The organism is Paenibacillus mesotrionivorans (genome assembly GCF_046098205.1).
Classification (GTDB): Bacteria; Bacillota; Bacilli; order Paenibacillales; family NBRC-103111; genus Paenibacillus_AR; species Paenibacillus_AR mesotrionivorans.
Window position 1 is genome coordinate 203200 of the sequence record NZ_JBJURJ010000016.1, and the last position, 11908, is coordinate 215107.

The 11908-nt window shown below is 55.1% G+C and carries 12 protein-coding genes; 7 read left to right on the forward strand and 5 right to left on the reverse strand.

Going from position 1 to position 11908, the window contains the following annotated elements; translation table 11 throughout:
* Nucleotides 1-94 precede the first annotated feature (94 nt).
* Nucleotides 95-1255, forward strand: a complete 1161-nt coding sequence (locus tag ACI1P1_RS22820; protein ID WP_416218751.1) for an ABC transporter substrate-binding protein — start codon at nt 95-97, stop codon at nt 1253-1255.
* A gap of 105 nt (nt 1256-1360) precedes the next feature.
* Here ACI1P1_RS22820 and ACI1P1_RS22825 read toward each other — a convergent pair whose 3' ends face one another.
* The gene (locus ACI1P1_RS22825; protein ID WP_416218752.1) at nt 1361-1918 is read right to left on the reverse strand and encodes a TetR/AcrR family transcriptional regulator; all 558 of its coding nucleotides are present in this window, start codon (nt 1916-1918) and stop codon (nt 1361-1363) included.
* Between the two features lie 175 nt (nt 1919-2093).
* Between ACI1P1_RS22825 and ACI1P1_RS22830 the strand changes: the two genes are divergently transcribed.
* Entirely contained in the window at nt 2094-2780 is a 687-nt protein-coding gene (locus ACI1P1_RS22830) for an NAD(P)-dependent oxidoreductase (protein ID WP_416218753.1), read from the forward strand.
* Between the two features lie 106 nt (nt 2781-2886).
* On the opposite strand, the gene thrS is transcribed toward ACI1P1_RS22830, so the two are convergent.
* The 4 genes from thrS to ACI1P1_RS22850 form a co-directional block, all read right to left on the reverse strand.
* Nucleotides 2887-4614 carry a threonine--tRNA ligase gene (thrS, locus tag ACI1P1_RS22835; RefSeq protein ID WP_416218754.1) on the reverse strand — a complete coding sequence of 576 codons (1728 nt, stop codon included), beginning with the start codon at nt 4612-4614 and terminating at the stop codon, nt 2887-2889.
* Nucleotides 4615-4726: 112 nt separating this feature from the next.
* A complete protein-coding gene (locus ACI1P1_RS22840; protein ID WP_416218755.1) occupies nt 4727-4972 on the reverse strand; it encodes a hypothetical protein in 246 nt (81 codons plus the stop codon).
* A gap of 45 nt (nt 4973-5017) precedes the next feature.
* Nucleotides 5018-6127: a Gfo/Idh/MocA family protein gene (locus tag ACI1P1_RS22845; protein ID WP_416218756.1), complete on the reverse strand. Its 1110-nt coding sequence runs from the start codon at nt 6125-6127 to the stop codon at nt 5018-5020.
* A complete protein-coding gene (locus ACI1P1_RS22850) occupies nt 6115-6801 on the reverse strand; it encodes a ThuA domain-containing protein (protein ID WP_416218774.1) in 687 nt (228 codons plus the stop codon). Before ACI1P1_RS22850 ends, ACI1P1_RS22845 begins: the two co-directional genes overlap by 13 nt.
* Nucleotides 6802-6974: 173 nt before the next feature.
* Here ACI1P1_RS22850 and ACI1P1_RS22855 point away from each other — a divergent pair, with 173 nt between their 5' ends.
* From ACI1P1_RS22855 to ACI1P1_RS22875, 5 genes are all read left to right on the forward strand, one after another.
* Nucleotides 6975-7823, forward strand: coding sequence for an AraC family transcriptional regulator (locus ACI1P1_RS22855; protein ID WP_416218757.1), 849 nt, complete (start codon nt 6975-6977; stop codon nt 7821-7823).
* A gap of 51 nt (nt 7824-7874) precedes the next feature.
* The gene (locus ACI1P1_RS22860; protein WP_416218758.1) at nt 7875-8555 is read left to right on the forward strand and encodes a response regulator transcription factor; all 681 of its coding nucleotides are present in this window, start codon (nt 7875-7877) and stop codon (nt 8553-8555) included.
* Nucleotides 8552-9931: a sensor histidine kinase gene (locus tag ACI1P1_RS22865; protein WP_416218759.1), complete on the forward strand. Its 1380-nt coding sequence runs from the start codon at nt 8552-8554 to the stop codon at nt 9929-9931. The genes ACI1P1_RS22860 and ACI1P1_RS22865 overlap by 4 nt, the downstream gene beginning before the upstream one ends.
* Before the next feature lie 77 nt (nt 9932-10008).
* Nucleotides 10009-11124 (forward strand): ABC transporter permease, encoded by a 1116-nt coding sequence (locus ACI1P1_RS22870; protein WP_416218760.1) that lies wholly within the window; start codon nt 10009-10011, stop codon nt 11122-11124.
* On the forward strand, nt 11121-11831 hold the full coding sequence (locus ACI1P1_RS22875) for an ABC transporter ATP-binding protein (protein ID WP_416218761.1): 711 nt from the start codon (nt 11121-11123) through the stop codon (nt 11829-11831). The genes ACI1P1_RS22870 and ACI1P1_RS22875 overlap by 4 nt, the downstream gene beginning before the upstream one ends.
* The last annotated feature ends 77 nt before the right edge of the window (nt 11832-11908 follow it).

Sequence of the window (11908 nt, forward strand, 5' to 3'; positions counted from 1 at the left end):
CGACGGTTCTGTTAATCCTCCGGCGATTCCACCAGTTCGTCAGCCTAGCCTTTATTTCGTGACAGTCTCCAACTATATAAAAGGAGTGAATCATATGAAATCAATATTTGTTGGAAATCGGTTACGTTCAGCGAAAATGGGTCTGGCAGCACTGCTATTGGTCACCTGGCTGCCCGCGTGCGGTACCTCCGGCAAGGAAACGCCGCAAGCCGCTCCAACAGTATCCCCTTCTGCCGCCGCAACAGCTGCCGTTAGTGCCCAGCCATCCCCTGCCGCTCCTGCCACTGTAACCTTCACCGACTCAGCTGGGCGGAAGGTAGAGCTTCCCAGCTCTATTGAACGGATTGCGCCCTCCGGTCAGTTGGCCCAAATGGTGCTGTTTGCCCTGGCACCGGACAAGCTGGTGGGGTTGTCCAACAAGTGGAACGGCGATGCAGGGGCTTTTATGGATGACAAATATCTCAAGCTGCCGGTGTTCGGCCAGTTCTACGGCTCCGCCAATCTGAACAAGGAAGCGCTGGCCGCCGCCAAACCCCAGGTGATTATCGACATCGGCGAGAAAAAGAGCAGCATTGTGGAGGACATGGACGGAGTGCAGAAGCAGTTGGGCATCCCCACTATTTTTGTAGAGGCCACACTTTCGACCATGTCCACTGCTTATGATACCTTGGGCAAGATACTCGGAATGCCTCAGGAAGCCAAAACACTCTCCGATTACACCAAGGAAATATACACCACCACCACCGACACCATGAAGAAAATCGGTGATAAAAAAGTCAAGGTTCTGTACAGCCTGGGAGACACAGGCACCAATGTGATTGCCAAGGGCTCCTTCCATTCCGAGGTCCTGGATCTGATGGCTGACAATGCGGCAGTGGTGGATAATCCCTCCGGCAAAGGCACGGGCAACGAGGTGTCCCTGGAACAGATTGTCCAATGGAAGCCCGATGTGATATTGTTCGCCCCCAACAGCATGTACGGCAAAGCCTCCTCCGACCCCACCTGGAAAACCATGAAGGCCATCTCCGGCGGCAAATTCTACGAGGTTCCCGCCAATCCCTTCAATTGGCTGGGCTCCCCTCCCTCCATAAACCGATATATGGGCATGGTTTGGCTATCGGAGCTATTGTACCCGGATGCCTTTTCTTATGATATGAAAAAAGAAGTCAGCCGTTTCTATACCCTCTTCTACCACAGCAAGCCGTTGACAGACGAGCAGTACACAAGTTTAACCGGAAGGGCCATTCGCAAATAGGCAGCTTTTGTGCCAACTCAAAAAGCAGTCCTTTCCGCCGTAGACGGAATGGGCTGCTTGTGTTAACCCTTGAGCCTACGCTCTTGCCGGTAGTGACAGTGCACCTCAAAGATTCTTCTCCAGCAATGCTCCTACTCGTTGAGCCATAAAATCAGGTGGGTGTGGTCGTCCATTTTTGATCCACCATTCCACTACTCCTACGATAGCCGCTCCCAAAAATTGAATATCGACCTCTTCACCCTCCGGTAATCCTGATTTCCCCCCCAAAGAAATATCGTTTTCTTTCATTGTTAGCTTCTCGAGGAAAAATTCCAGGAGCCGATTGCGGAAAAAAGGCCCTCCTTTACTCGTCAATATGGCAGAAAAAAACAAAGAATGACTCTCCAAATATTCGAACCATAGTCCCCCCATACTCCTATAATCCATCTTATCCTCGGCCAGATAACAGAGCTCCTGCATCTCATGAATATGTTCTTCGATGAGCTTATCCAGAAGATCAAACTTATCCATATAATGAAGATAGATTGTTCTTCGGCTCACGTCTGCCCTTTCCGAGATGTCTTGTATCGTAATCTGATCAAAATCCTTTTCCATCATCAATTCAATAACTGCCGTTTTTATAGCATGCTGCGATTTGCGTATCCTTCGATCGAGCTTCAGCACGTGTATATCACCCGCTTCCCCTTAGCTATTTCACAATAATCCAATATGTGTGAACTAATACACGGAATCATCTTTTTTAATAATTGTAGATTTTCAATTGTCTGCTTACAATTATACATAGATGTTTCTTATTATACTAGTGTGCATTATATTCAAAAATGAAGGGTAGGATTTTATGAAAATTGCGGTAATAGGTGCAACCGGTGCAACAGGAACGAAAGTGGTAGAACGGGCACTTGAATTGGGACATGAGGTTATAGCTGTGGCCCGCCGGCCGGAGCTCATTTCAGCTGCAGCACGCCTTACCTCCCGGAAGGGCGATGTCATGAACATTGATAGTGTGGCCAAAGCCATTGCCGGTGCAGAGGCAGTCATCACCTGCATCGGCCCAACCAGCACCTTCGCCCAGGGTGCCGGCAATTCGAAGGGAGTCCTGAATGCCGTTGCAGCGAACCTCTCCCCTGGTAGCGTTATGTCCTTAGGGATTCCAAATGTATTAGCAGCCTGTCAACGCGCCGGAGTGAAACGGTTAGTGATGCAAAGCGGAATTGGTCTGAGCGACGGGAAGGAATTATCTTTCAGTAACCGATTGACGTTAAGCGTGCACCGCCGCATCTTCACGAAGGCGGTCAAGGATAAGGCAATTGCGGAGAGTGAGGTGCAAAGGAGTAGTCTGGAATGGGTCATCGTACGACCACCGGGTATGAAAGAAGGCCCCGCGACACGAACCTACACCGCAGGACCATGGGCACGGATCGCTGCATTCCAGCAGATTTCCTTCGCGGACTGCGCCGACAGTCTTGTTCGGGCGGCTGCCAGTGAACCGACATGGGTGAGGAAGATTGTGAATGTGGGCCGGTAACGATAACACTCCCAAAATCTGTACTAAGGCAAATGAACAAAAATGGAGATGCAAAAAGCAGTCCCCGCCGCCATCAACGGTAGGGACTGCTTTTTTGCGGCTAAACTTATTTCCTGCCTGCGATATCCTGCCGGACCAGTCCGAGCAATTCCTCCAAGGCCATGCTCCCCAAATCCCCGGCTTCCCGCTTGCGGACGGCAACCACGGCCCCTTCCGCCTCCGCGTCCCCCACCACCAGCATGTACGGGACCTTTTCCATTTGAGCCTGGCGGATTTTGTAGCCCAGCTTCTCCCGGCGCAGATCCGCCTCTACCCGGATCCCCTCCTGCTGGAGAGCATCGCGCACCGACAGCGCATAATCCACATGGGCATCCGACACCGCCAATACCTTCACCTGCACCGGGGCCAGCCAAGCCGGGAATGCTCCTGCGTAATGTTCGGTCAGGATGCCCATAAACCGGTCGATGGAGCCGTACACCGCACGGTGGATCACCACCGGACAATGTTTGCCGCCATCCTCCCCTACATAGGACAGTCCGAACTTCTGCGGCATCTGAAAATCCAGCTGAATGGTGCCGCACTGCCAGCTCCTTTTCAGCGCATCCCGGATGTGGAAGTCGATTTTCGGTCCGTAAAAGGCTCCATCCCCTTCATTAGTCCGGTACGGTAGCCCTTCCTTCTCCAGAACATTGCGCAGCGCGTTCTCCGCCGCCTCCCACAGCTCCGGCGATCCCATGGAATCCTCCGGTCTGGTGGACAGCTCCACCTGGTAGGAGAAGCCGAACACGCCATACACCTGCCCGATCAATGCAATCACCCGGGCAATCTCCTCTTCGATTTGCTCCGGCCGCACAAACAGATGAGCGTCATCCTGGCAGAAGGTGCGGACCCGCATCATCCCGTTTAAGGCGCCGGAAAATTCATGGCGGTGCACCTGGCCGAACTCGGCCAGCCGTATGGGCAGCTCCCGGTAGGAATGCTGGCTGTTTTTAAACACCAGCATATGGCCGGGGCAATTCATGGGCTTCAAAGCAAACGCATCCTCATCCACCTGAGTGAAATACATGTTGTCCTTGTAGTGGTCCCAATGGCCGGAATGCTCCCACAAACGCCGGTTCATCATTAAGGGAGAGCGCACCTCCCGGTAGCCCTGGCGGCTCTGGACATCACGCAGGAAGTTTTCCAGTTCCGAACGGACCACAAACCCATTAGGCAGATAAAAGGGCATTCCCGGCGCTTCCTCGGAAAACATAAACAGCTCCAGCTCCCTGCCCAGCTTCCGGTGGTCCCGCTTCTGCGCTTCCTCCAGCAGATGCAGATGCTCCTTCAGGTGGGCCTTCTTGGCGAAGGCAGTCCCGTACACCCGCTGCAGCATCCGGTTGCCGGCATCCCCCTGCCAATAAGCGCCTGCCGCATGAAGCAGCTTTACCGCCTTAATGCCGCCAGTGGACGAAAGCATTGCCCCCTCCTGAAAATCCAGAAATTCCCCCTGGGCATAAAGGGAAAGCTTGCCGTCCTCCTGCAGAGGCAAACCTGCCAACAGCTCCAGCTTATACGGCTCCCGGCGGAGCAGCAGGGCCGCATCCTCCCGGCTGACCAGCCGGCTGGCAATGGGGCGGTCCTCCCGGATAATCCGCTCCATTTCCTTCTCCAATGCAGCAAGATCCTCGACAACAAAGGGTTTTTCCACATCAAAATCGTAATAAAAACCATCCTCGGTAACCGAGCCAACACCTAATTTCACCTGCTCCGCCCCGTACAGCTGCTTAACAGCCTGGGCCAGTACATAAGCGGCAGTTTGGCGTATGATTGACAACATGTTATTATTTTCCATTTTGGACTCCTCCAATTTTTCTTAGTGGATGAAAAATCAAAAAAACGCACTGTCCCTAAAAGGGACGAGTGCGTTCAGCTCGTGGTTCCACCCTGGTTCAACCTGGCCCGCGTCAGCTTCCATACGGGGAAGCCGGAGCAGAATTCAGGTCCTTGAAGGAGTCCGTTAACGGAAGACCGGCCGGTACCGGATACTGCCGCAGCCACAGAGGCCCGGGGTTCACCGGTACTGCTCCAAAGGGGTAACCTGCACATCCGTTAGCCGGAGAAGCTTTCAGCCGGTGGCTTCTCTCTCTGAACGGCCCGTCAATGGCGGTCATGTCTTTGGTCAAGCGCATTGCAATATGAATTGAACTCATATTACCAGCGCCCGACACCAAAAGTCAAGAGGCACTCTCCCCCAATTAAGCCGGGTCCAGATATCCCTTCACCAGCCCAGGAGCAAGCGGCGCCGGACGGTCGCAGGAGGTTTGCAGCTGCACGTACTGTGCGCTATCGGCGCTTGTATGGAAAGCATGCATCAGCTCCAGCACATGCAAGGCCAGCTCTCCATTGGCACGGTGGGTATCCCCGGTGATGAGGGACCGGGCCATATCCGCTACGGCAATCCCTCTGCTGTTCTCATCATAGGCATGAATCATCGGAATCTCCAGCGCCTCCTTGCGTCCGGCAGGCTGCAGCAGAACAGGTCCGCCGAAGGTATTGGGATCGGGAACGTACAGGGTGCCTCCCGTTCCGTAAATTTCGATCCGCGGGAGCTTGCTGCTCCAGACGTCAAAGCTGGTAATCATGGTGGCAACGGCACCGTTTTGGTAGAGGATGGTTCCAGCTACATGGGTAGGGACCTCCACCGGGATCTTTTGGCCAAACTTAGGCGCACTTGTAATGGTCCGCTCTTCATACGCTGAGGCGGTCATGCCGCAAACGGTCTTCGCCGGTCCCAACAAAGAAGCCAGCGCTGTCAGATAATACGGTCCCATATCGAACATCGGACCGCCGCCGCCCTGGTAATAGAACTCTGGCGCAGGATGCCAGCTCTCATGGCCGTGGCAGGCCATAAAGGCCGTTGCCGCCACCGGTCTGCCGATGTATCCGTCGTCGATGAGCTTGCGACAGAGCTGCAGTCCGGCGCCCAGGAAGGTATCCGGAGCGCAGCCCAGCATCAGCCCCTTCTCCTTGGCCAGCTGCACCAAAGCCTTCCCTTCCTCAAGAGACAGAGTAAGCGGCTTCTCCACGTATACATGCTTGCCGGCCAGAAGCGCCTGTTTGGACACCTCGTAATGTTGCTTGGGCGTGGTCAGATTGACCACGATTTGGATATCCTCCCGGGCCAGCAACTCGCTGGTGCCAAGTACATGGGGAATGCCATACTGCTCCGCGGCGGCGGCAGCCCTGTCCAAATCCAGGTCGGAGCAAGCCACCACCCGGGTATTGGCGAAGATTTGGGTCAAGTTTGTGAGATAGATGCCGCTGATGTTGCCGCAGCCAATAATACCGATGTTTATCTTGTCCATGCTTGCTCTCCTTCCCCCCTCCGGGCTGCCCACAAGAAGCCGCGGCGCATGAATTCCCTGGCTTCGGGAATATCAAACACATCCGCATGGTGACCCAAGGCATTGTAGAAAACCTTGCCCTTGCCCCAACGTTTGGTATATACCACCGGCATCACTATGCTGCCATTGGCGGAATGGGCCCCCTCCGTTACCGGAAACGTAGTGGTAGCCAGCACCTGTACCGCCGGGTCCACATGCAGGTAATATTGCTCGGATACGACTGTAAAATCCTTGATACCCTCTACAATCGGGCTGGAGGAGGAAGCCACTATGTTCACCCGGTATTCCACTCCGTCGTTCAACGGATGGGCTACCCATTGGGACCCGGTCATAAATTGCCATTCTGTGCTGGAGCGGAAGGCGTCACACATCCCGCCGTGGCAGCCTGCCAGACCCACGCCGGATTCCACTGCCTTCATCACCGGCTCCAGCTGCTCCTTTTTGATTTCACCCATGGTCCAGACGGGTACAATCAAATCCAGACCCAGCAGCTTTTCCTGGTCAAGGAAGCTGTCCAGTGTATCGGAAATCTCCACCTGGAATCCTTCCTGCTCCAATATATCCGCAAAAATCCGGGAAACCTGATCAGGCTCATGCCCGTCCCAGCCACCTTTTACAATTAACGCCTGCTTTATCTGTGTCATCCTCAGTTCGCCATCCTTTCTGCCTCGTGCAGATCAGTTGATTCGCTTTCATTGTACGCCCCAGCCGGTTGGTTTTCTCGCCATTTTCATTGAGGATATGGACATTTTTTGCTATATTTATCACATTAGCGAGTTAACATGAAACCAGGCAAAGGGGCAACAGCATGAGAGCCTTTCACGAGAACAGGCAGTACCGGACCAATCTCCGCTTCCAATCCTTTGTGACACGCAATATCCATTTTCTGGCTCATTGGCATCAAGAGGTCGAGTTGGTTTATGTCAAGGAAGGCGCCATCTGGATGGGCATAAACCGCGAGGTGCGCAGGCTGGAGCAAGGGGATTTTGCCTTTTGCGCAAGCGGGGACATCCATTTCTATGACAGCAAGGAGGAACCCTCCGCCCTTCTTATCCAGATCTTTCATCCCGGACTCATCGGATTGCCGGGAGGCTGGCCCCAGGATGTGCGGCTCGTTTCCCCTTTTTTGACCAGAAGCTCCGGGGCCCGTTCACCTGAGGATTATTGCACCCTTGCCCCTTCCATAGAGTCGTTTATGAACCGTGCCCAGGAGGAATGGCAGCAGGCAGGTCCCTGCCATGAGCAGATCATTACCGGCATCCTGCACGAAATGTGCGGTTATGCCGTTCGCCATATGGAGCTGGAGCCGGCGGATGAGGGCAATGCCAAACGGCGGGTGGCCAATATGCGGGTGATGCAGCGGGTGCTGGATTTCCTGGAGCAGGGTTATGCCGGGGATATTACCATGGAGCAGGCGGCCCAAGCCGCGCAGATGAGCCCCTTCTATTTCTCCCGGTTCTTCCGGGGGATGACGGGCATGAGCTTTCCCGCCTATCTGAACTCCATCCGCGTCAGTCGGGCGGAGGAATTGATCCGCAACACCAACCGGACGATGCTGGACATTGCACTGGAATGCGGCTTCAGCAATGTGCGAACCTTTAACCGCGTGTTCCGCCAGTTCCATGGCATCCCGCCCACCCGGCTGCGGCAAGGCTGAACCGGAATGCAACAGCATCGCTTTACTTCATTCATACGGAGGTTACCTCTCATGAAAAATCTGCTTGTGGCGGATGACGACGCCAATATCCGGACGCTGCTCCGGTATGTATTGACCAAGGAAGGTTACCGGGTCCTTGAAGCCCGCGACGGCTTGGAGGCTATCCGGCTGCTGGAGGAAACCGCCGTGGACTTGGCCGTTATCGATATTATGATGCCGGGCACGGACGGTTATGAGCTGTGCGGCTGGATCCGGCAGCATGCGGATATTCCGGTGATTATGCTTACCGCCCGGGACCAGCTGGAGGATAAGGAAAAGGGCTATGACCGGGGGACCGACGACTATTTGACCAAACCCTTCGAGCCTGCGGAGCTGGTGTTCCGGGTGAAGGCGTTATTCAGGCGTTATACCCGTACGGCCAGTGACCGGCTCCGGCTGAACCGGATTGTCATCGACCGGCAGAATGTGGAGGTGACCGACGGCGAAACGGAATTTTTCCTGCCGTTGAAGGAGTTCGAACTCCTGTCCCAGCTGGCCCAGTTCCCCGGACGCCTCTTCTCCCGCGACGAGCTGATTACGCTGGTGTGGGGAGCGGATTACCAGGGGGATGACCGGACCGTGGATGTGCATATCAAGCGGCTGCGGCAGCGTTTTGCAGACTACACCGCAGATTTCAACATCAAGACAGTCCGCGGCATCGGCTACAAACTGGAACTGGGGGGCAACGGATGAAATCCTTATATTCTCGGGTGTGTCTGGTTGCGCTGGGAGTAATCCTCCTAAGCTGCATCCTGGGTTTTCTCGGGTCCAATATCTACTACCATACCAAGCTGAAGCCTTATAATGATACGAAGCTGATCGGTATCGCAGAGCAGCTCCAGTCGTATGCGGAGCGGGAGGGCACGGATGTGGACAGCTACCTGCATAATGCCGCCGCGCTGGGGTACCAGATTTATCTGACGGACAACCGCGGGGATGACCGTTATTACGGGAGGGAATTCCGGGAGCGGGAGCTGGACAGCAGCATCAAGGAGCAGGTTTTGGAGGGTACTCCTTATCATGGCGTTGCGGATTATCCCAATCAGGCGTTTATCTCCGGATTTTTTGAGAATGCGCTGAGCAATTCGGTGGGTGTCCCCCTCCGCTTTCAGGAACGGCAATATGCCCTGTTTCTGCGGCCGGACGTAATTCTGCAGTTTGGGGAGCTGCGTATTTTCTTCGGTCTGATGGGTGTATTCGCTGTCGCCATCAGCATTCTGCTCTTCCTGGTGAGCACCCGCTACGTGGTGAAGCCCATCACCCGGCTGTCTGCAGCGACAAGAAGGATCGCCCAGGGGCATTACCAGATGGAGCTTCCCGTTTCACGGAGGGATGAAATCGGGGAGCTGTCGCGTAATTTCCGGCTGATGGGCAAGGAGCTGGAGCGGGTGGATGAAGGCCGGCGCCAGTTTGTGGCCAATGTCTCCCATGAATTTCAGTCCCCTCTCACTCTTATTCAGGGTTTTGCCAAAATACTGTCCGAGCAGGAGCTTTCCCCTGACGAAAGAGCCCATTATGCAGGCATTATTGGTGACGAAAGCCGCCGCCTGTCGGTTCTGGGCAAGCAGCTGCTGCTGCTCTCCACTCTGGAGCAGGGCCGGGAGGCGCTGCAGCGGAATCTCTTTTCCCTCAAAACCCAAATCCGCCAAGCCGTCCAGGTATTCCAATGGCAAATTGAAGAAAAGGCGCTGCTTGTTAAGCTGTCGGTACCGGAGGCGGTCCATCTGCACGGGGACGAAGTGCTGTTTATGCAGGTTTGGACCAATCTGATCGGCAATGCGGTCAAGTATATTCCTGCAGGGAGCACCGTGGATATCCGTGCAGAGCAAATGGCCGGCGGCGGGTGCCGGGTATTGATTCGGGATAACGGGGACGGAATTGCTCCGGAGCATCTTCCCTTTTTGTTCGACCGCTTCTATAAAGCCGACGCCGCCCGTGAACGCGATTCTGGCGGGACGGGGCTTGGGCTGTCCATAGCCGCTAAGATCGTACGCCTCCACAACGGGACCATTGAGGTCTCCAGCAGTCCGGAAGGAACCTTGTTCACGATCACTCTGCCCAATTTGTAATCCGGCGTTCACACGGCGTTCATTTTGGCTTCCTATACTGGGTTCATGATCTGATTCATGACGAGGAGGGAAGCGAGATGTTTTTAGCGATACGTGAGCTCCGGCACGCCAAGGCCCGCTATGCCCTGATCGCCGTTATTATGGTGCTGGTGGCGTTTCTGGTGCTGTTCGTCACCGGACTGGCCCAGGGGTTGGCCTACGACAGCGCTGCCGCTGTCAAGAATATGAAAGCCACGCATTTTATACTGGAGGAGCATTCGGATAACCGGTTCACCCGGTCACAGATCGGGGACGAGGCACTGGAAACGGCGCGGCAGATTGCCGGAACCGGGAATTCCACCCCGCTAAGCCTCAGAATGACGACACTGGTTCCGGAGGGCGATTCCGTCAAGCTTGATGTTACGCTGTTTGCTGTGGATCTGAACGGCTGGCTGGCGCCTGACACCACAGAGGGGCTCTCCCCTGCTGCCTTGTCTGCGGGTGGGATTATAGCCGATGACAGCTTGAAGGAATCGGGTGTACAGCTGGGATCGGTGCTCAGGGACCAGGCCTCCGGCCTCACTTGGACGGTACGCGGGTTTGTGAAGCATGAATCCTTCAGCCATACGCCGGTTGTTTTCCTGCCCACAGCAGCTTGGACGGAGCTGAATGCCCGGTCTGCAGGCGTTATGACGGCTAAGGATGGGTCATATAACGCCATTGCCATTCAAGGGTCGGGAGCAACGGCGGAGAAGCTGGCCCAGGCTTTGCCCGGGACGGATGTCATCACCAAAAGCGATGCCGTATCCGCGATTCCGGGGTATAAGGAGGAGCAGGGCTCCCTCTTGATGATGATTGCCTTCCTGTATATCATTTCGGCGTTTGTGCTGGCGGTTTTCTTCTATGTCATTACCATCCAAAAAACCGTTCAATTCGGCATCCTGAAGGCTGTGGGCGCCAGGACCCGGTACTTGGCTCAAAGCGTGGCCCTCCAGGTCCTTGTGCTGTCCGCAGGAAGCCTTGTTATCAGTACTGCTTTGGTTAAACTGTTTGAAGCCGCTTTGCCTGGGTCCATGCCTTTCCTGCTGAATACCTCCACCCTGGTGTTGACTTGCTTGGCCTTTCTGGTTATTTCCCTGGCTGGATCACTGGTTTCCGTATGGAAGGTTGCCAAAATCGACGCGTTGGACGCCATTGGGAGGGCTGCGGCATGAACATTCAATTAGAGCTTCAAAACATTACCCGTACCTTTCAGGACGGCGGTGCGGAACGGCATATCTTAGACCGGCTGAATCTTCAGGTGGCAAAAGGCGAACTGGTGGCTGTTACGGGTCCTTCCGGCTCAGGGAAAAGCACCTTCCTGTCCATTGCAGGCGCCTTGCTGGCACCCACCAGCGGCCAGGTGCTGGTGGAGGGCCAGGCCATCCGCAACCAAACCGAACGGGAGCTGGCCGCCTTGCGCCTGCACAAGCTGGGCTTTATCTTCCAGAGTGCCCATCTGGTTCCTTATCTGAAGGTTAGAGAACAGCTGCTGCTGGTGGCCAAGCTGGCAGGACAGGACAAAAACCAGGCGGCGAAACGGGCGGATACCCTTCTTCGCACTCTCGGTCTTGCCCACCGGAGCCAGGCTTACCCGGAGAAGCTCTCCGGCGGCGAACGCCAGCGGGCTGCCATTGCACGGGCACTGATGAATGATCCTTCTGTTCTCCTGGCGGATGAGCCTACAGCCAGCTTGGACGCCGAACGGGGCTATGAGGTGGTCAGCCTGATGGCCGAGCAAGTGAAGGCCGCAGGCAAAAGTGCCGTGCTGGTCACTCATGACCAACGGATGCTGCCTTTGTGCGACCGTGTGCTGCGTCTTGAAAACGGGAAGCTGACGGAGATTCCCCCTGTACAGCGGGAGAAACGACAGCTCGGATAAAATGTCTTCGGCTCAAAAACAAAAACTGCCTGTCCGGTGACGGATGGCAGTTTTTTTGTGTTTTCCAGGTTGTTGCT